Here is an 18,811-nt window from a genome sequence, read left to right on the forward strand (position 1 = left end):
GAGTTACTTCATCGTCGGGATCGAGAACTCCGCACCTTCCTTGACGCCGGATGGCCAGCGCGAAGTCACCGTCTTGGTCTTGGTGTAGAAGCGGATCGAGTCCGGGCCGTGCTGGTTGAGATCGCCGAAGCCGGACTTCTTCCAGCCGCCGAAGGTGTAATAGGCGATCGGCACCGGGATCGGCACGTTGATGCCGACCATGCCGACGTTGACCTTGGCTGCGAAGTCGCGGGCAGCGTCGCCGTCGCGGGTGAAAATGGCAACGCCGTTGCCGTAGTCATGGTCGGACGGCAGCGCCAGCGCTTCCTTGTAGTCGTGCGCGCGCACGACCGAGAGCACGGGGCCAAAGATCTCTTCCTTGTAGATCCGCATGTCCTTGGTGACGTTGTCGAACAGCGAACCACCAAGATAAAAGCCCTTCTCGTAGCCCTGCATCTTGAAGCCGCGGCCGTCGACGGCGAGCGTCGCGCCCTCCTTGAGGCCGATATCGATGTAGCCCTTGACCTTCTCGACCGCCTCGCGCGTCACCAGCGGACCGTAGTCGGCGGAGGGATCGATCGAGGTGCCGATCTTGAGCGACTCGACGCGCGGGATCAGCTTTTCCATGAGGCGGTCCGCGGTGGTCTTGCCGACGGGCACGGCGACCGAAACCGCCATGCAGCGCTCGCCGGCCGAGCCGTAGCCGGCGCCGATCAGCGCGTCGACCGCCTGATCCATGTCGGCGTCCGGCATGATGATGGCGTGGTTCTTGGCACCGCCGAAGCATTGGCAGCGCTTGCCGGTCTGGGCGGCGCGCTCATAGATGTACTGCGCGATCGGCGTCGAGCCGACGAAGCCCACGGCCTTGATATCGGGATCGTCGAGGATGGCGTCGACCGCTTCCTTGTCGCCGTTGACGACGTTGAGGATGCCGGCCGGCAGGCCCGCCTCGATCATCAGCTCGGCAAGCTTCATCGGCACGCCGGGATCACGCTCGGACGGCTTGAGGATGAATGCGTTGCCGCAGGCGATCGCGGGCGCGAATTTCCACATCGGGATCATCGCCGGAAAATTGAACGGCGTGATGCCGGCGACGACGCCTAGCGGCTGGCGCAGCGAATAGATGTCGATGCCGGGACCGGCGCCTTCGGTGTACTCGCCCTTCATCAGATGAGGGATGCCGCAGGCGAACTCGGCGACTTCGAGGCCGCGCTGGATGTCACCCTTGGCGTCGGGCACGGTCTTGCCGTGCTCGCGCGCGAGCAACTCGGCGAGCTTGTCGTAGTCGCGCTGCACCAGCTCGACGAATTTCGTCATGACGCGCGCGCGGCGCTGCGGGTTGGTCGCGGCCCATTCCGGCTGTGCTGCGCGGGCATTTTCCACGGCGGCGCGGACTTCAGCCTTTGACGCCAGCGCGACCTTGGCCTGGACGTCGCCCGTCATCGGCTCGAAAACGTCAGCCGTGCGGCCCGAGGTGCCCTTGACCTCCTTGCCACCGATGAAATGTCCGACTGCGCGCATGGAATGAACTCCTTGGTCCCGGTCTGATCGCTTTGACAAATCCTATCGACCTGCATTTTATAGGATTCAAGTCTGAGATAATGCACCATAGATGTGCGAAAATGCTGGATCAAGGTCACATCGATTGGGACGACTTTCGCTTCGTGCTGGCCATCGTGCGGGGCGGCTCGGTGTCGGCTGCGGCAAAACAGCTTGGCGTGGACCACGCCACGGTGATCCGCCGCGTCGACCGGTTGGAAAAGCACCTCTCGGCCAAGCTATTTGACCGCCGCAAGACCGGCTATCTCCTCACCGAGGCTGGCCAGCGCGTCGCCGATAGCGCCGAGGCGATGGAATCGACCATCGTCGCCAACCAGGAGCAGGTTGGCGGCTCGGTGGCGCGGCTGACCGGCACGGTGCGGATCGGTGCGCCCGACGGGTTCGGCACCGCTTTCCTGGCACCGCGGCTCGCGCCTTTTGCCGACCGCTATCCTGACCTCGATCTGCAACTTGTAGCCACCGCGCGACTGTTCAGTCTCTCCAAGCGCGAGGCTGATATCGCAATCAGCCTGACCATGCCGAAGGAAGGCCGCATCGTCGGCCGCAAGCTGCTGGATTATCGCCTCGGGCTCTATGCCGCCCCCACCTATCTCGATCGCTTCCCGAAGATCGCCTCGCGCGAGGTGCTGCCGCAGCATCGTTTCGTCGGCTACATCGAGGAGCTCCTGTTCACGCCGGAGCTCGACTATCTGCCGCAGGTATCCCCGCGCATCTCCGCGCGCTTCCGCAGCGCCAATCTGATCGCGCAACTCAATGCGACGCTGTCAGGCTTCGGCATAGCGGTGCTGCCGCATTTCATGGCGAGCGACTATCCGCAGCTTGTCGCGGTGCTGCCGGAAGAGATCTCGATCACGCGGACGTTCTGGATGCTGATGCACGCCGACAGCAAGGATCTCGCGCGGATCCGGGCGGTGGCGGATTACATCGGCGAGATCGTGGAGCGCGAGCGGGCGCTGTTTGCGGGGCGATAAAACACCGCTCTCATAGGGTGGGCAAAAGCGCGCCAGCGCCGTGCCCACGATCTTTCTCGAGCGGCGACAGATGGTGGGCACGCTCCGCTTTGCCCACCCTACGGTATCTCGCCTAGTTCTGCTTCTTCCTCGCCGGTGCAGACTTCGCAGGCTCACGGCGCGCGCCCTCCAGCGCGCTGTCCTTACCCGCCTTCAACACCTCATCCGACAGCTCACTGGAGCCCGCAATGCGCGCCAGCAGCATGGTGCCGGCCATCGTGGCCAGCGTGGCGATCGCCTGTTTGCGCGCGGCCTTGCGCGGCAAATTGGGGATGAAATCGGTCATCATCTCGACCATCTCGTCGAGCTTGCCGGAAAAGGCTTTTCGCGTCTTCGGGCTCTCGCGGGCGATCTCGGCGCCGAGCGCGGGGATCGAGCAGCCGTGGCCGGGATTATCGCGGTGAAGTGCGGAGAGATAGGTCTCGACGATCTGGGCGAGCTGCTTCTCGGGCGCGACCTGATCGGACTGCTTGCGCCAGTGCTCCATCGAGCGGTCCATGGCGTAGGCGAACGCCTCGATCACCAGCGCCTCGCGGGAATCGAAATGGGCGTAGAACCCGCCATGGGTCAGGCCCGCCTCTTTCATGAGGTCGGCAACACCGATGCCGTGGGCCCCCTTTTCGCGCAGTCGCACCGAGGCCTTCTTCACGATGCGGTCGTGGGTTTCCTGCTTGTGTTCCCGAGAATAGCGCATGCGGCTCTCATTGGATGTCGGAAGTCATCTCATAACACGGATATCGGTCCAGCGGCGCATTAATTCCCGGTAAAATTGTTGCCGATCATGGAAAAGGTTGCAGTTGCATGGACTGCGAGGGCGCCCTTGCCGTCGCGCACAAAGCCTTCGGTGTAGCTGGTCTGGCGCCCCAGCTTGATGATCTTGCCTTCGGCCGAGATCAGTCCCGAACGGACCGAGAGCGGACGCAGGAAGGTCATCTTCAGGTCGAGGGTAACCGACCCCTGCCCTGCCTCCAGCCGCGTCGAAATCGCGCAGCCCATGGCGGTGTCGAGGAGCGCCGCGGCGGTCGCCCCATGCAGGAGGCCGATGGTATTTTCGAGATCCTCGCGCGGCTCCAGTTCCATCACGATCCGGCCCGGCTCGACCACGGCCATGACGAAGCCGATCAGCTTCGCGAACGGCGGCGGGGGCAGTCGGCCATCACGGATGCCCAGCATGGCGTCGATGCCAGACAAGCCCATCGCCACCTTTGCAACGGGCGCAGGCACCTGCCAGTCCACCACGCGCTCGCGGCGCTGCGCCGGCGAAAAAAGGTCGAGTTGAGCGGAATCGGTCATGGGAGGCCTCTTTGTATGATCATCATCATACTATGCTGCGGACTTCCCGCTGGCAACTCCGTCCCCGCCGCTTGACAAGGGAGGCATTTCGGCCCGGAAGTAATTCCGACCGGTGCGCCTCGCGCCTGTCCACGAAACCTTCGAGATGCCACGATGGAAATGCTCAACAATCACTGCGGCGTGACGCGCGATGCGCGCGGCGTCGTCCATGTCGCGATCTGCAATGCCGGATCGCTCAACATTCTGGGCTCGCCCGTGACCGATGCGGTGCGCGAAGGCCTGCAACAACTCGCCACTGATCGCGGCATTCGAATCCTGGTGCTGCGCGGCCAAAGCGAAAAGAGCATGATCGGGGGCGCCGACATCAAGGAGATGGCGAAGCTCGACCAGAAATCGGCCGAGGCGTTCATCAGCCGCCTGCGTGACCTCTGCGAAGCCGTACGCCAATTCCCTGCCCCCGTGATCGCACGCATGCCCGGCTGGTGCCTCGGTGGCGGGCTCGAAGTGGCTGCCGCCTGCGACTTCCGTATCGCCACACATGATGCGCATTTCGGCATGCCCGAGGTTCGCGTCGGCATACCCTCGGTCATCCACGCTGCCCTGCTGCCGCGCCTGATCGGCTGGGCCCGCGCGCGCTGGCTGGTGATGACCGCGGAAAACATCGACGCGCCGACGGCGCTGGCCTGGGGCCTGATCGACAAGATCGCGCCGGCCGGCGGACTGGATGCCGAGATCGAGCACCTCGTGCACGCGCTGCTCGAATGCGGCCCCGAAGCGCTGCGATCGCAGAAGGCATTGCTGCGACAGTGGGAGGAACTGCCGCTGACGGAGTCGGTGAACCTCAGCGTCAAAGTCTTCGGCGAGTCATTCCTGACCGACGAGCCGACGCGGCTGATGCAGGCGTTCGTGAACCGGAAGCGGTGACCTGTCATCGGTGTCGTCCCGGCGAAGGCCGGGACCCATAACCACCGAATTCAATTTGACGAAGACTCCGAGTTACCATCTCGCCTCATCAACACTCGCTGCGGAGTATGGGTCCCGGCCTCCGCCGGGACGACTTGAGGGAATCTCATTCGAACCACGACAATTTCTCATGCCGGGCGCGGTTGCATTTTTTGCGCCGCATCATATGATGGCCATAATATCACTTGTCATCGCCAGGGAGTCTTGTCATGGCCGAAGCAGCCGATCCCGTCGTCATCGTCTCCGCCGCCCGCACCCCGCTCGGCCGCTTCATGGGCGAATTGTCGCCGCTCGCAGCGCATAAGCTCGGATCGCACGTGATCAATGCGGCGCTGGAACGCGCCAAGCTCGCGCCCGAGAAGGTCGACGAAGTCTTCATGGGCTGCGTGCTGCCGGCCGGCCAGGGGCAGGCGCCCGCGCGCCAGGCGGCACGTGGCGCCGGCCTGCCCGATGCCACCGGCGCGACCACCGTCAACAAGGTCTGCGGCTCCGGCATGAAGGCAACCATGCTGGCGCACGACATCATCCGCGCCGGTTCGGCCGAGATCGTCGTCTCCGGTGGCATGGAGAGCATGAGCAACGCGCCGTATCTGCTGGCCAAAGCACGCGGCGGCTATCGCGCCGGCCACGACCGCATCATCGACCACATGATGATGGACGGTCTGGAGGACGCGTACGAGACCGGCCGCTCCATGGGCGATTTCGGCGAAGCCACGGCCGAAGCCTACCAGTTCACCCGCAAGGACCAGGACGCCTACGCGATGGAAACGCTGAGCCGCGCGCGCAAGGCGGTCGAGGGCGGCGCGTTCAAGGCGGAGATCGCGCCGATCACACTGACCGAGAAGGCCGGGCCGCGCATCGTCGCCAATGACGAGCATCCGCTGAAGGTGGATCCCGCTAAAATTCCCGGACTGAAGCCGGCGTTCCGCGCCAATGGCACGATCACGCCCGCAGCCTCCTCCGCAAACGCCGACGGCGCCGCCGCGCTGGTCCTGACCAAGCGCTCGCTTGCCGATCGTAACGGGCTGCCTGCACTCGCCGAGATCAAGGGCCATGCCACGCATAGCCAGGAGCCGCAATGGTTCACCACGGCGCCGATCCCGGCGATCCGCAAGCTGCTCGACAAGGTCGGCTGGAGCGCCGGTGACGTCGACCTGTTCGAGATCAACGAAGCCTTCGCTGTCGTCGCGATGGCGGCGCAGCGCGATCTCGGCATTCCCCGCGAGAAGCTGAACATCAATGGCGGCGCCTGCGCACTCGGTCATCCCATCGGTGCCACCGGCGCCCGACTGATCGTGACGCTGTTGCATGCGCTCGAGGCCAACAACCTCAAGCGCGGCGTCGCGGCACTCTGTATCGGCGGCGGCGAAGCCACTGCAATCGCGGTGGAGCGTCTCGCGCACTAGCTGCCGCGACGTCCTGAATTGAGGGAAGTCTGTCATTTCAGACTTCCCGTTTCCGTGCCAGACTGCAACAATGACGCGGGCGTCCCGGAGCCCGCCAACCTGGATTGAGGGGCAATGATCTCGAACTGGCTTTCGGCCGCGCTCGGCCGTCGCAACATCCACTACGGTTGGGTGATGGTCGGCGTGACCTTCTTCGCCGCTCTGATCAGCGCCGGCACGGTCGGCGCGCCCGGCGTGTTCATCGTTCCCTTGCAGAAGGAGTTCGGCTGGAGCACGGCGGAGATCTCATCTGCGCTTTCAATCCGCTTCATCCTGTTTGGATTGATGGCACCGTTCGCAGCCGCCCTCCTCAACCGCTACGGTCTGCGCAATGTCACGCTGACCGCGCAGCTCATCGTCGTCTCGGCGCTGGTGGCCTCGCTCGGCATGACGCAGGTCTGGCAGCTCGTGGCGCTGTGGGGCGTGGTGATCGGCATCGGCACCGGCATGACCGCACTGGTGCTCGGCGCCACCATCGCGACGCGCTGGTTCGCGGCGCGGCGTGGCCTCGTTGTCGGCATCATGACCGCGAGCGTCGCCACCGGCCAACTCGTGTTCCTGCCGCTGCTGGCAAGCATGACCGAGCGTTACGGCTGGCGCCTGGCGCTCGGCTTCGTCTGTATCATGCTCGGCGTTTCCGCAGCGGCGGTCCTGCTCATCATGCGCGACCGGCCGAGCGATCTGGGCCTGCGTCCGTTCGGCGACGAAGGCACCGAGCCCCTGCCCGCGCCACCGGTGAACCACGGCTCGATCACGGGCGTGGCGCTCGGCACGCTGCGCGACGCCTCGAAGTCGAGCGCGTTCTGGATCTTGTTTGCGACCTTCTTCGTCTGCGGCGCCTCGACCAACGGCCTCGTGCAGGTGCATCTGATTCCGATGTGCCTCGACTTCGGCATCCCGCAGGTGCAGGCGGCGAGCCTGCTGGCAGCGATGGGCATCTTCGACTTTTTCGGCACCATCATGTCGGGCTGGCTGTCGGACCGCTATGACAATCGCTACCTGCTGTTCTGGTACTACGGTCTGCGCGGGCTCTCGCTGATCTTCCTGCCGTTCAGCGATTTCTCCTTCTACGGCCTGTCGATCTTCGCGATGTTCTACGGTCTCGACTGGATTGCCACAGTGCCGCCGACGGTGCGGCTGACCGCGCAGAAATTCGGACCCGAACGCGCCAATCTGGTGTTCGGCTGGATCTTCGCCGGCCACCAGCTCGGCGCCGGCACCGCCGCCTTCGGTGCGGGCCTGTCGCGGACGCTGCTGCAGAGCTACCTGCCCGCCTTCTTCGTGGCCGGCGCACTCTGCGTGTTCGCCTCGCTGATCGTGCTGGCACTGTCGCGACAGCCAAAACCGCAAGCAAAACCGGCGATGGCCTAGTACCGGAGCGTGGTGGTGACGCCGAACACGGCGGCGTCACCGATCCGCGACACGCCGGTCGGATCGTTCGGGTTCGGAATGCCGCCGGACGGCCTGCGCACATATTGGAAGTAAGGCGCGATCAGCCAGCCCGGCTTGATGTGCGCCTCATAGATAATTTCAAGCAGGCCCTCGCTGCTGCGCACCGGGCTCTGGATCCCGCTGAAGATCTGCGTGTCGACATCGAGGCTCCGGGCCGCCCCCGAGATCCGCATGTAGGCAAGCCCGATCCCGAACCGATCGAGCGGACGACCGGGCGTAAAGCCGACAAAGCCGACGCCGCCGTCAACATAGAGATCGATCAAATTGCGATCCGGCGGGCTGTAGGCGATGCGGCCGAACGCGGTAACGCCCGGTATCGACGCCGACACGGTCTTTTCGATTTCCGTCCCCGGCGGCCGCCAAAGCGCCTGCTCGACGACCGCGTAGATTCCGTAATTGCCGCGAAGCTTCGCGGGAATACCGGATCCAGTCGGGTCTGCGAGCGAGAAGCCGTCGGCGGTGAAGCGCTGGCTGTCGAAGTCGCCGAAATGATACCAGCCGCCGGGCGTGACGTTGCCGGCAAGCGTGCTTCCGCCGATGTCGACGTGATAGTCGAAATGGACCTGCCCGATGACCCACGGCGGATCATTGACACGAAGTGCGAGGCCGTGATTGTCACGCGTCTGCGGATCACCGTCGCCGGGGGCGGCCGGATTGCCGTTGAACACTGCGCCGAAGACGGTGACGTTGTCCGCGACCTGAGCCTTGAGCCGAATACCAGGCACCGCGATCGGCGGCGCCGGGCCGCCGGCCGGCAAATTGGTCGCCTTGATGGCGGGCCAGCCGAAGGTGCCGTTGATGAAGAGGTCGTCGGTCTGGCTGTCGAAGAACTCGACGTCGGCCGCCTGCTGGCCGGCCCTGATATTGAGGCGGTCGTTGAAGAAGCTCTGCTCGAAATAGGCGTTGTAGAGCCGCTGATCTGGCAGCGCCTCGATCTCGCTGATGGTGGCGAGATTTTGGATGTAGTTCCGGCTGAGCCCGCGACCGTAGATGATGTAGCCGTTGGCGTAGAAGCGTCCGCCGGTCCAGCCGACGAGCTTGTCGAGATCGGCATCGACCGACAGATCGAGCCGGCCGAAATGGATGGCGCCGCGCGAGACCCCGCCCGAGACATTGCCGATATTGTCGGCAATATAGGTCGCGCCGAAATTCAGTCCCTTGTTGGCGAGCCCGTCATGCCATTCGTTGAACCATTTCGGGAACAGCCAGTCGGCGGCGCTCTCGTCCTTGGCGCCGGCGAATGCGCTGGTGCTCGCGAACAGCACCACGGCGATCACGAGCGAGCGTCGCAACGCCAATGTTGGGGCAATCGCATTCACGGCCGACACCGTCTGGCCCGCGCTACTTCTTGAAAATGCCCGTGCGACGCATGAACAGATAGGCAAGGCCGATCGAGCTCACCATCAGCGCCGCCGCCCAGAGAAAACCCTCGTCCACGTCGGTGAGCGGCAGGCCCTTGGTGTTCATGCCGAAGATGCCGGTGATCAGCGTCGGCGGCAGCAGCAGCGTCGTCACGATCGAGAGCGTGTGGAGGTGGCGATTGCTCTCCTCCTCGTTCTTGAAGCGCAGCTCCTCCTCGAGCAGGCGGCTGCGCTCGCGCAGCTCGACGATGTCGTGGTCGAGCCCGTCGAGCCGCTGGGCGAGCTTGCCGGCCTGAATACGAAGCCCCGGCGACAGATGATCGGTGTTCTTCTGGTCGAGCCGGTGGAACAGTACGCGCAGGCCGGTGAGCTGACGATGCAGCCGCACGCAGGTCCGGCGCAAGCGCCCGAGCGTGCGGCGCATCTCCGGCTTGGCTTCATCGGCGAGGATGCGTTCCTCGATGCCGTCGATTTCCTGGCCGAGCTTGTCGGCCATCCGATCGAGCGTGTCGGCGACCTCGTCGACGATCTTTTCCAGGAGATGGGCGACGTTGTCGACGCGGTAGCCGCCTTCGAGCACGCGGCGCGTCGCATCCGCCGAGCAAAGCGCCTGGTGACGGCCGGAGACCAGGAGATGCTCGGTCATGGCGAAGCGCAGGAACGCGGTCTCTTCCGTTGCAGCATCGATGTCGCGAACCAGATCGGAGAACACGCCGTAGACGCAATGGTCGATGACGTGAAGCTGCTGGAACGTGTCGCTCGACAGCAAGAGATCGCGCGCCAGCGGCGGCAGCTGTGATGCTGCGATCCACGGCCGCACGCGACCATCTGTCAAATTGAAATGCAGCCAGAGCCGGCCATCATGGCTGAACTCGATCGGCTGGTCGATCGGCAGCGCCTCGGCGCTGCCGTCGCCATGCAAACGAAACGCCCATACCAGTCCAGGAATGACAGGCGCGACATCCGATGTCGCGCTGACAAGCATTGCCGGCTCGGCCATGCTGACCCCACATCATTGCAGCCCAATCCCGGGGGGCCGTTATTGGCCTCCTCCGGGTCCTCCGTGCAGTCAATTACGCCAGTGTTACAGTTTGATGATGGCGCGCCGCCCTATTCCGCGGCGAGCCCCGTCGCGGCCTGGGCTTCCTTGATGTAATCGTGCACGACGCGGCCGAACGGCAGTGTCAGGTCGGCGATGTAGTGATGCGCGCCGATGCAGCGGCGGACCGGGAAATCCGCAACCGGCGCGTTGACGTGCGGCACCAGATGCAGCCGGCCGGGACCCATCCAGGACCCCTTCGGCACGATGTCGATCAGGTTGATCGCGACGAGCTGGCAGACCTCGAGATGGCCGTCGACGCCGGGGATCATCTTCAAATTGATTTGCGTCTTCGACAGCGTGGCGCGGGTGAGATCGCCGTTGCCGGCCATGCTCTCGTGCTTGTAGCCCATCGTGCCCATGGCGACGAGCTGGCCGGCATATTCAAGCGTGCCCGTCAGTGTATCCTTGACGATCTCGAGTTTCGGGTGGGCGTACTTCTTCGGGAAGCCCCAGATCTCGCGGCCCGCCGCAATCGGCGGATCATCGTCGAGATACATCTGCGAGACGAAGTTGACCTCCTCGCCGTGCAGCCGCGCCGGGATCACGAGGCCGGATTCGGTGTAGCTGCCGAAGCCGGAGGAGTCCGGCATCTTGATCCATTCGTAGTGTACGATCGGCTGGTCGATCGGCTCCAGCGGCTCAGGCAGGCCGGCACGGATCAGGTCCGGGTCGGTCTCGTAGGTGATCACCAGGAATTCGCGGTTGACGAAGCGGTACGGGCCGGCCGGATAGCTCGGCCCGGCGGCCGGCATGGACGGAAGCCTCAGCACGTCTTCCCTGCGCATCGCTGTCTCCTCTGGTGATCCGGTAAGTTCCGACTTCACGCAGATTGCTAGCTGCCGTCATTGACTGCGATGTGACCGATTTCCGTCAGGGACACGACCTCCGGCCATTCCCGTCGCGGTTGACCTGCATGCAAAGGCGGCATCGGCCTGCTTTGTCATCACGCCGTCACCACCGGCCGCAATCGTCCGGCGAAGGCTGGAGGTATCGCCATGGACGCTCGCACGTCGCAACCGACACATCCATCAGCCGCCCGCGCGGGGCTGGCGGCCCGAACGCTGCGATCGCGTCGCGCTGGTCCTGCAGGGCGGCGGCGCGCTCGGCGCCTACCAGGCCGGCGTCTACCAGGCGCTGCACGAGGCCGGCATCGAGCCCGACTGGGTCACCGGCGTCTCGATCGGCGCGATCAACTCGTCCATCATCGCCGGCAACAAACCGGAGAAGCGGCTCGAAGCGCTGCGCATCTTCTGGGAGCGCATCACCAACCGCAAGATCTGGCACTACACGCCGGACGGCGACATCTTCCGCCAGTGGCGCAACCTCTACAGCTCCTGGATGACATCGGCGATGGGCCAGCCCGGCTTCTTCACGCCGCACCAGGTCAATCCCTGGTTCAGCCCGGTCGGCGCCAAGACCGCGACCAGCTACTACGACACGGCCGCGTTGAAGGCGACCTTGCTCGAGCTCGTCGATTTCGACCTCATCAACGAAAAGAAGATCCGCTTCGCAGTCGGCGCGGTGAACGTGCTCTCCGGCAACTTCATCTATTTCGACAACGCCCATGACGAGATCGAGCCGGAGCACATCATGGCCTCCGGCGCCCTGCCCCCGGCGCTGCCGATGGTGCGGATCGGCACCGATCATTTCTGGGACGGCGGCATCGTCTCCAACACGCCGCTGCAGCACCTGCTCGACCAGGAGGACGCGATCAATTCGCTGGTGTTCCAGGTCGACCTGTTCAGCGCGCGCGGTGTGCTGCCGCGCTCGATCCAGGACGTGATGGCCCGCCACAAGGACATCATGTATTCCTCGCGCACCCGCCATAACACCGACGTCTATCGGCGCACGCATAATCTCAAGGTGCTGCTCTACAAGGCCTTGGCGAAGATCCCGGACGAGCAGCTCTCCGACGAGGACCGCCAGCTGAAATCGAGCCTGCGCCGGATGCCGGAGATCGCGATCCTGCACCTGATCTACCAGCAGAAAGCCTACGAGGGCGATGCCAAGGACCACGAATTCTCGGGCACCTCGATGCGCGAGCACTGGACAAGCGGCTACGAGGACACCAAGCGCACGCTGAAGCGCCGCGACTGGATCAAGATGCCCGACGAAGGCATGGGGCTCGTCGTGCACGACGTGCACCGGGAGACGGAGAGCGCCTGACGGGCGCTCTCGACAAAACGTCGAAAACAACCCCATGCACAGTAGAGATCGTCCAAGAATTTAGATTCGCGACCACTAGCGCCCTGGCACGCGGTTTGACTCGTCGTTTGACACGTCGGGCAAAACACCTGCACAATGCCATCATTGCAAAATCGCACGACTGATCCGCTCTGCGCCAACGCGCGACGTGGCGAGCTTGCGCCCGGCGCCGTACATTGAGCGTTGAGAGCGTCAGACGGCAAGGTCAATCCGCGCGGTGCAGACAGTCACGATCCAATGTGCCGCCAGCTTCGCAATGACCTCGTCGATGCGCGGGAGACAATCATGATTCAAGTCGTACAGGCCTTCGACCGAAAAGAGATCACCGAGCTCGCCAGTGACGACGCTGCCGCATTGGACGCGAAGTTCGAGACCGCGCGAAAGCTGCTCGCGGACCGAAAGGCCTGGCTGAAAACCCATCAGCGGATCGCCATCCTCCACAAGCTCGCCGATCTCGTTGCCGAGAAGCGGCAGGATTTCGGCATCCTGATCGCACGGGAGGGCGGAAAGCCGCTCACGGACGCATTGATCGAGACCGACCGGGCGATCGACGGCATCCGCTCTGCGGCGGATTTTCTGCGAACCCGCGCCGGGGTCGAGATCCCCATGGGCCTGACGCCCGCAAGCGACGGCCGCCGGGCCTGGACCATCAAGGAGCCGATCGGCATCGTCGCGGCAATCTCCGCCTTCAATCATCCCCTCAACCTGATCGTTCACCAGGTCGCGCCGGCGATTGCGACCGGTTGCCCGGTGATCGTGAAGCCTGCGGGCACGACGCCGCTGTGCTGCGTGGAACTGGTGAAGCTTGTTCACAAGGCCGGCATGCCCGAAGGCTGGGTCCAGACGTTCCTCCCGGAAGATCAAAGCCTTCCGGAAAAATTTGCAACCGACCCGCGCGTCGCCTTCCTTAGCTTTATCGGATCGGCGCGTGTCGGCTGGCACCTGCGATCGGTCATCACACCCGGTGCGCGCTGCGCGCTGGAGCACGGCGGCGTCGCTCCCCTGATCATCGACCGCAGCGCCGATCTCGAGAAGATCATCGAGCCGGTCGTCAAGGGCGGATATTACCACGCCGGCCAGGTCTGCGTATCGGTCCAGCGGATCTATGTGCACTCATCGCTTCAGAGGGAATTCATCGACAGGATGGCCGCAAGGGTCGAGGCCCTGAAGGTGGGAGATCCGACGCGTCCCGAGACCGAGGTCGGACCGCTGATCACACCGCGGGAGGTCGAGCGTGTCGAAGGTTGGATCGCAGAGGCCACCTCTCGCGGAACGCGCCAGATCGGCGGCGGACGGCTGAGCGAGACGACCCTCAAGCCATCGATTCTCGTCTCGCCACCGCGCGACGCAAAAGTCTCCACCCTGGAAGTCTTCGGGCCGGTGACCTGCGTCTATCCGTTCGATCGCATCGACGATGCGATCGCAGAAGCCAATTCACTTCCGGTCTCGTTCCAGTCCGCGATCTTCACGCGCGATCTCGCCACGGCCCTCGATGCGGCGGAGCGCCTCGATGCGGCGGCAGTGATGATCAACGATCACACGGCCTTCCGCACCGACTGGATGCCCTTCGCGGGTCGTCGCGTATCGGGCCACGGCGTTGGAGGCATCCCTTATACGATGCACGAGATGACCGCGGAGAAGATGATCGTGTTCAAGTGAACGTGAACCCGCAGTCAGACGCGCAGGCCAGCACCTGCTCGCGCAGCGACCTAACAGGAAAAACCTAACTCTAGCGCGAGGCCATTCGCGACGCGTCCTCGCCGAGCTGCTGGCCCTGGGCGAGCCTCTGCCTGATCATTCCCATGACGGAGGTCACGTCCTCGAAGGCTCTGGAGTGCGCGTCATCGCCGCCCAGGTGCGTCAGGTCGAACACCGCGATCTTCTGCTGCGCAAGCGCGCTTCTGTACGGCTCGTCCTGCGGATTGAATTCGCCGAGACGGGCTGTGCCTCCGGCAAGGGACCTCGATATTTTCAGAGCGACATCATCCTGAGACAGGAACAGCCCGATGCGGGGACGCCGCGGTCCCGCCGCACTGATCTGGCTGATGAACTCGTCAAAGCCGATGTCGGGCGCGACAAGCGCGACATTCTTCAGCTTCGAGGGCGGTCCACCGTGCTGTGCCCTGTTCCGCAGCGCAGCGAGCGTCACCAGGCAGCCCATGGAGTGGCAGACGAACGTGATCTCCTTGATCGCCGGATTGGCGTTCACGCTGTCGACCAGTGCTGCCAGCGCCGCACCCGATTGTCCCGCGACCTTGCGGTCGTATTCGTAGGAGCCGAGGTTTCCGGCGCCCTGCGATGGCCACGAAAACAGGATGGGAATGACGGGAATCCGGCCGTCATGAACGAACTGGGCGTAGCGGTACACCGCGTCGTCAAAACGGTTGTTGAAGCCGTGAACGAAGACCATCGCCTTGTTGAGATGCCTGGCCTTTACCGCGTTGGTCATGGCAGCGTTGAATCCGGCGCGATCCAGATAGCCCGCCGATGCCGTGACGAACTCCTTGCGCGGATCGCCGGGGGGCGAGAGCGGCCACTGGATTTCACCCACCGTGCGCGATCCGTCCGGCGGAATCGACACGGTCACTTCTGCGAACGCCATCTCGCCGGACTGCTCGCGGCTGAACATCTCGCCGGGATCGCTGCCGGATCGCGTGCGCGTTGTTCCGATCAGGATCGGGACTCGGGAGGTTGCTTCAACGGCCTCGCTACTCGGGATCAGCACGCCTTGCAGGGGGCGCAACGTGCAGGAGGCGGAGGCCAGAACCGTCAACGCGACAGCAGCGACATGCAAAGACGCAACTGTACGGCGCCGCAGATACATCCCGCCCTCCTCCCGGCGTCCCCTTCCACGATCAGGAACAGTTTTGCACGTTCCTCTCGTCGGTCTCAACCATCGACGTGGCCAGCAGGCGCAACCTGTACCAAAATGGGCTGCGCGGAATTCCGCTTGATCCAGATCAATGTTCACTTGCGCCCGTCGTCAACGGCCGCAAATCGATGCGCTAGAACTTCGGCCCCAGGCCTCCCGCCCCGCCCGGCCCGCCACCGCCGCGCCCGCGCCGTCCGCCGCCGTCAGACGGCGGCGATGAGCCGCCTTTCAGTTCGGCAGCCGTGACCTTGCAGTCCGCGTTCGCGTCGTATTGGCCGATGAAGCGGCTTGGCTTGTCCACGAGCTCGGAGCGGCTCACCTTGCCGTCGCCATTGTCGTCGAAATAGCCGAGCTCCGCCTGGGCGAAGCTCCGCTCGGCGCGTCGGATGACGGGGAATTCCGACGCGCTCAGAAAGCCGTCGCGGTTCTTGTCGGCCAGCCGGAACAGCTGGTCCATGTATCGCTTCCATTCATCGCAGGTGTAGGTGCCGTCGTGGTCGTAGTCCCAGATCGGCGGCCCGTCAGGAAGAGGATCCGCGCGCGGCGGCGTCCCGCCTCCCGGGGGCATTTGTGCGCGAGGTTGACCGATGGAAGCGAGAAAGAATATCGCGGTGAGCAAATGCCTGACGGCCCGTGATGCGCGCACCGTCACTTCACGTCCTTGTTCAATTCGATCGCGACTTCCGACATCCAGGACCCCGGCGCCTCCATCAGGAACGACTGATGATTGGCCTTGGTCTGGATCGTCACCAGCGCAGCCACGGTGTTTCCTTCGATGCGCGCCTCGATCAAGCCGTCCTTGTTGGTGCCGGTGACCTTGCCGCCCTGCCGATACTCGTGCTCGAACCAGTTTCCGGACAGCTCGGTTCCGTTCTGATCGATGTTCGCGGACAGGACCATCTTGTACGCATCGCTCGCGCAGCGCAGGTCGAGGCTCACGGAACGTCCGGGCCTGGTGATGTCGTACGCCACCTTGCAGCGCACCTTCTCACGCGGGCCGTCCGATGGCTTCATCGAACCGGTGCCCGACCATGTGCCGCCCAGGCTGTCGAACACCGGCTCTGCGTGCACCGATGTGATGCTTGCGAGCATCAGGCAGGCCACGCCTGCGCCAAGACGTGTCGCCGAAGGTTTCAATCGCATCTGCCAATCCTGCTTGCGGGGTCGGGGCCCCTCCTAGGACGAGACAGCCGCAAGATGTTGGCGAACATGTTTGGAGATGTTGCCAAGATTGTCCCGGTGTGACCGATATTGCCGTTAGACTTCGCGGCCCAAACGTGGACACTGCCCTTAAAGCGCTTCGCGCGCGCAGTGCACACCAAGATGCGCCAGGGGAAACAAAATGCCGACTGCCTTCCCGTCACCCGTACCCGCCATTCCGACCGCACCTGTGACCGCAGAGCTACGCGACGCCCTGCGCGCGATCGTGGGCGATAAGGGATTTATCGAGGACGAGCACGCCAAGCAGCCGTTCGTCACGGACTGGCGGGGGCTGCTGGTGGGCGGCGCCGGGGCCGTCATACGTCCCGGCAGCACCGAGGAGGTCTCGAAAGTGGTCCGGCTATGCCACGACCACGGCGTCGCGATCGTGCCACAGGGCGGCAACACCGGGCTGATGGGCGCCGCCACGCCCTGGCCCGCCCATACCGGCATCGTGCTGTCGCTCGGCCGGATGAACCGCGTGCTGGACGTCGATCCCGTCGGCTATGCGATGACGGTGGAGGCCGGCTGCGTCTTGCAGACGCTGCAGGAGACCGCGGCCAGGCACGACAGGTTTCTGCCGCTGAGCCTTGGCGCCGAGGGCTCCTGCATGATCGGCGGCAATCTCTCGACCAACGCCGGCGGCGTGCAGGTGCTGCGCTACGGCAACGCGCGCAACCTCGTGTTCGGTCTCGAGGTCGTCCTGCCCAACGGCGACGTCTGGAACGGACTGCGTGCGCTGAAGAAGGACAACACCGGCTACGACCTCAAGCACCTCTTCATGGGCGCCGAGGGCACGCTCGGCATCATCACCAAGGCCGTCCTCAAGCTATGGCCGGCGCCGAAGGACGTCGCCACGGCGTGGCTGGCGGTCCGCGATCCGCGCGCGGCGCTGGAGATCCTCTCCGAAGCGCATGCGGCCTCCGAGGACAATGTCGGGTCCTGCGAGCTCTTGAGCCGCGCGGCCGTCGACCTCGTGATGCGCCACATTCCCGGCGTCCAGGACCCGCTCAAGGCGGACACACAATGGTACCTGCTGCTCGAATGGTCGTCCTCGCGCCCCCGGCAGGACGGGGCCACCGGCATGTCGGAGAAGCTCGAGCAGTTTCTCGCCGACCAGCTCGAGGCCGGTCGCGTGATCGACGCGGTGATCGCGCAGACCGTCAGCCAGTCGCGCAACATGTGGCGCATCCGTGAGGCCATGGCCGAGGCCTCCCGCGCCGAGGGACCGGGGATCAGCTACGACATGTCGGTGGCGATCTCAAAAATTCCGGAGTTCATCGACAAGGGGCTCAAGGCCGTGCTCGACATTCTCCCGAGCATTCGTCCCTATCCTCTGGGGCATATCGGCGACGGCAATCTGCACTTCTCGTTCATGGGGCCGAAGGGCATGGATCAGCAGACGCTGAACCAATACACCGCCGCGATCACGCGGGCCGTCAACGATATCATCACCTCGATGGGCGGCTCGATCTCGGCGGAGCATGGCATCGGCATCGAGAAGCTCGACGAGCTCAGCCATTACCGCTCGAAGACCGAGCTCGACATCATGCGCACCATCAAGCGCGCGCTCGACCCGCAGAACATCATGAATCCGGGGAAGGTGCTGCGGGTGTGATGACGTCCGAGCACCCTCCCCGTCGTCTCAAGCGCGCGGGTTGACGATGGTGTAGCCCCGCAATGAACGTGCATGCATGCGCGTGGCGTGACCGCCCGAATTGGCGTCATAGGCCATCCACATGTCGCCGCTGATGTGCTGCTCCAGAACGAAGACGTGCCCGCGGCGCGCCGCAACCATTCCCGGCGCCGGCGCCGTCCGCGGGAAACGCAGCCAATTGGCCGCGAGGTTCAATTCCGGCACGATACGGCCGAACACGTGCAGCGCCGCGCCACAGCCGCAGAAGGACGAAGGACAACCGGCCGGACGACCGCCAATGACGCGATCGCCACCGGACACGCTGATTGTCGTGGCGCGGCTTCCCGCGTCAGTCACCGTCATTTGGGTTGCCCGATAGGCTTGCAATGCCTGGCGGGGAGCCCGCTCGCGTCGCGCCTGCGGATACGAGAAGTCGCAGGGCATGGTGATGTTGCACCCGGGCGCTTGAAGATTGCGCGAGGGCCGCGCTTCCGAAGCAACTGAACTAACTGCAATTAAAAAACACGCAGAAATTACTAACTTCATCATTGCAGGACTCCGGTTGGAGGGCCCTGCCCCGGCGACGAGCTACAGATATCGGTTTGACCGAAATGGGCCTGAAGCGCGGCGAAAGATGGCCGGATTTGGGCGCCGCCGCCTCGGATGTGTTCCCGCTCGCCCCGATTGCGGCGACGCAATCCAGACGTGTCCGCGGTGAGAGGATCAATTGCGG

General features: G+C 64.4%; 17 protein-coding genes. 7 read left to right on the forward strand and 10 right to left on the reverse strand.

The features are described from left to right. Positions 1 to 3 precede the first annotated feature (3 nt). Positions 4 to 1,500 carry a CoA-acylating methylmalonate-semialdehyde dehydrogenase gene (locus QA645_RS25355; RefSeq protein ID WP_254130869.1) on the reverse strand — a complete coding sequence of 499 codons (1,497 nt, stop codon included), beginning with the start codon at positions 1,498 to 1,500 and terminating at the stop codon, positions 4 to 6. Positions 1,501 to 1,601: 101 nt separating this feature from the next. Here QA645_RS25355 and QA645_RS25360 point away from each other — a divergent pair, with 101 nt between their 5' ends. Further along, positions 1,602 to 2,510, forward strand: coding sequence for a LysR family transcriptional regulator (locus QA645_RS25360; protein WP_283044341.1), 909 nt, complete (start codon positions 1,602 to 1,604; stop codon positions 2,508 to 2,510). A gap of 112 nt (positions 2,511 to 2,622) precedes the next feature. On the opposite strand, the gene QA645_RS25365 is transcribed toward QA645_RS25360, so the two are convergent. Together QA645_RS25365 and QA645_RS25370 are read right to left on the reverse strand one after the other, a co-directional pair. Further along, positions 2,623 to 3,243, reverse strand: a complete 621-nt coding sequence (locus tag QA645_RS25365; RefSeq protein ID WP_283044342.1) for a TetR/AcrR family transcriptional regulator — start codon at positions 3,241 to 3,243, stop codon at positions 2,623 to 2,625. A 59-nt stretch (positions 3,244 to 3,302) separates the two neighbouring features. After that, complete coding sequence (locus QA645_RS25370) at positions 3,303 to 3,842, reverse strand: PaaI family thioesterase (RefSeq protein ID WP_283044343.1); 540 nt, start codon at positions 3,840 to 3,842, stop codon at positions 3,303 to 3,305. A gap of 153 nt (positions 3,843 to 3,995) precedes the next feature. Between QA645_RS25370 and QA645_RS25375 the strand changes: the two genes are divergently transcribed. The 3 genes from QA645_RS25375 (at position 3,996) to QA645_RS25385 (ending at position 7,621) form a co-directional block, all read left to right on the forward strand. Then, complete coding sequence (locus tag QA645_RS25375) at positions 3,996 to 4,766, forward strand: enoyl-CoA hydratase (RefSeq protein ID WP_283044344.1); 771 nt, start codon at positions 3,996 to 3,998, stop codon at positions 4,764 to 4,766. Positions 4,767 to 5,014: 248 nt separating this feature from the next. Further along, complete coding sequence (locus QA645_RS25380) at positions 5,015 to 6,211, forward strand: acetyl-CoA C-acyltransferase (protein ID WP_283044345.1); 1,197 nt, start codon at positions 5,015 to 5,017, stop codon at positions 6,209 to 6,211. 114 nt (positions 6,212 to 6,325) lie between these two features. After that, a complete protein-coding gene (locus tag QA645_RS25385; protein WP_254130863.1) occupies positions 6,326 to 7,621 on the forward strand; it encodes an MFS transporter in 1,296 nt (431 codons plus the stop codon). Here the strand turns inward: QA645_RS25385 and QA645_RS25390 are convergent. The 3 genes from QA645_RS25390 to QA645_RS25400 all read right to left on the reverse strand — a co-directional run bounded on the left by QA645_RS25390 (position 7,618) and on the right by QA645_RS25400 (position 10,950). Further along, complete coding sequence (locus QA645_RS25390) at positions 7,618 to 9,012, reverse strand: carbohydrate porin (protein ID WP_283053322.1); 1,395 nt, start codon at positions 9,010 to 9,012, stop codon at positions 7,618 to 7,620. The genes QA645_RS25385 and QA645_RS25390 overlap by 4 nt on opposite strands. 31 nt (positions 9,013 to 9,043) lie before the next feature. Beyond that, on the reverse strand, positions 9,044 to 10,063 hold the full coding sequence (locus QA645_RS25395; RefSeq protein WP_254193267.1) for a transporter: 1,020 nt from the start codon (positions 10,061 to 10,063) through the stop codon (positions 9,044 to 9,046). A 110-nt stretch (positions 10,064 to 10,173) separates the two neighbouring features. Continuing rightward, positions 10,174 to 10,950 carry an acetoacetate decarboxylase gene (locus QA645_RS25400; RefSeq protein WP_254130861.1) on the reverse strand — a complete coding sequence of 259 codons (777 nt, stop codon included), beginning with the start codon at positions 10,948 to 10,950 and terminating at the stop codon, positions 10,174 to 10,176. Between the two features lie 238 nt (positions 10,951 to 11,188). Here QA645_RS25400 and QA645_RS25405 point away from each other — a divergent pair, with 238 nt between their 5' ends. Further along, on the forward strand, positions 11,189 to 12,331 hold the full coding sequence (locus QA645_RS25405) for a patatin-like phospholipase family protein (RefSeq protein WP_283053324.1): 1,143 nt from the start codon (positions 11,189 to 11,191) through the stop codon (positions 12,329 to 12,331). Positions 12,332 to 12,655: 324 nt separating this feature from the next. Continuing rightward, a complete protein-coding gene (locus QA645_RS25410; RefSeq protein ID WP_283044347.1) occupies positions 12,656 to 14,029 on the forward strand; it encodes an aldehyde dehydrogenase family protein in 1,374 nt (457 codons plus the stop codon). Between the two features lie 70 nt (positions 14,030 to 14,099). On the opposite strand, the gene QA645_RS25415 is transcribed toward QA645_RS25410, so the two are convergent. The 3 genes from QA645_RS25415 to QA645_RS25425 all read right to left on the reverse strand — a co-directional run bounded on the left by QA645_RS25415 (position 14,100) and on the right by QA645_RS25425 (position 16,385). Further along, on the reverse strand, positions 14,100 to 15,341 hold the full coding sequence (locus tag QA645_RS25415) for an alpha/beta fold hydrolase (protein ID WP_283044349.1): 1,242 nt from the start codon (positions 15,339 to 15,341) through the stop codon (positions 14,100 to 14,102). A 34-nt stretch (positions 15,342 to 15,375) separates the two neighbouring features. Then, positions 15,376 to 15,699, reverse strand: coding sequence for an EF-hand domain-containing protein (locus QA645_RS25420; RefSeq protein ID WP_254130857.1), 324 nt, complete (start codon positions 15,697 to 15,699; stop codon positions 15,376 to 15,378). 191 nt (positions 15,700 to 15,890) lie between these two features. Beyond that, positions 15,891 to 16,385: a hypothetical protein gene (locus QA645_RS25425; RefSeq protein WP_254193263.1), complete on the reverse strand. Its 495-nt coding sequence runs from the start codon at positions 16,383 to 16,385 to the stop codon at positions 15,891 to 15,893. A gap of 199 nt (positions 16,386 to 16,584) precedes the next feature. Between QA645_RS25425 and QA645_RS25430 the strand changes: the two genes are divergently transcribed. Beyond that, the gene (locus QA645_RS25430; RefSeq protein ID WP_283044350.1) at positions 16,585 to 18,060 is read left to right on the forward strand and encodes an FAD-binding oxidoreductase; all 1,476 of its coding nucleotides are present in this window, start codon (positions 16,585 to 16,587) and stop codon (positions 18,058 to 18,060) included. 27 nt (positions 18,061 to 18,087) lie between these two features. On the opposite strand, the gene QA645_RS25435 is transcribed toward QA645_RS25430, so the two are convergent. Further along, the gene (locus QA645_RS25435; protein WP_283044351.1) at positions 18,088 to 18,627 is read right to left on the reverse strand and encodes a hypothetical protein; all 540 of its coding nucleotides are present in this window, start codon (positions 18,625 to 18,627) and stop codon (positions 18,088 to 18,090) included. Positions 18,628 to 18,811: the final 184 nt, after the last annotated feature.

It is taken from the genome of Bradyrhizobium sp. CIAT3101 (genome assembly GCF_029714945.1).
Lineage (GTDB): Bacteria > Pseudomonadota > Alphaproteobacteria > Rhizobiales > Xanthobacteraceae > Bradyrhizobium.

Bases quoted from the DNA above. Each gene is read 5' to 3' on its own strand.
- QA645_RS25355 (WP_254130869.1), bottom strand. From the start codon at position 1,500: ATGCGCGCAGTCGGACATTTCATCGGTGGCAAGGAGGTCAAGGGCACC.
- QA645_RS25360 (WP_283044341.1), top strand. From the start codon at position 1,602: ATGCTGGATCAAGGTCACATCGATTGGGACGACTTTCGCTTCGTGCTG.
- QA645_RS25365 (WP_283044342.1), bottom strand. From the start codon at position 3,243: ATGCGCTATTCTCGGGAACACAAGCAGGAAACCCACGACCGCATCGTG.
- QA645_RS25370 (WP_283044343.1), bottom strand. From the start codon at position 3,842: ATGACCGATTCCGCTCAACTCGACCTTTTTTCGCCGGCGCAGCGCCGC.
- QA645_RS25375 (WP_283044344.1), top strand. From the start codon at position 3,996: ATGGAAATGCTCAACAATCACTGCGGCGTGACGCGCGATGCGCGCGGC.
- QA645_RS25380 (WP_283044345.1), top strand. From the start codon at position 5,015: ATGGCCGAAGCAGCCGATCCCGTCGTCATCGTCTCCGCCGCCCGCACC.
- QA645_RS25385 (WP_254130863.1), top strand. From the start codon at position 6,326: ATGATCTCGAACTGGCTTTCGGCCGCGCTCGGCCGTCGCAACATCCAC.
- QA645_RS25395 (WP_254193267.1), bottom strand. From the start codon at position 10,063: ATGGCCGAGCCGGCAATGCTTGTCAGCGCGACATCGGATGTCGCGCCT.
- QA645_RS25400 (WP_254130861.1), bottom strand. From the start codon at position 10,950: ATGCGCAGGGAAGACGTGCTGAGGCTTCCGTCCATGCCGGCCGCCGGG.
- QA645_RS25410 (WP_283044347.1), top strand. From the start codon at position 12,656: ATGATTCAAGTCGTACAGGCCTTCGACCGAAAAGAGATCACCGAGCTC.
- QA645_RS25420 (WP_254130857.1), bottom strand. From the start codon at position 15,699: ATGGACCAGCTGTTCCGGCTGGCCGACAAGAACCGCGACGGCTTTCTG.
- QA645_RS25425 (WP_254193263.1), bottom strand. From the start codon at position 16,385: ATGCGATTGAAACCTTCGGCGACACGTCTTGGCGCAGGCGTGGCCTGC.
- QA645_RS25430 (WP_283044350.1), top strand. From the start codon at position 16,585: ATGCCGACTGCCTTCCCGTCACCCGTACCCGCCATTCCGACCGCACCT.
- QA645_RS25435 (WP_283044351.1), bottom strand. From the start codon at position 18,627: ATGATGAAGTTAGTAATTTCTGCGTGTTTTTTAATTGCAGTTAGTTCA.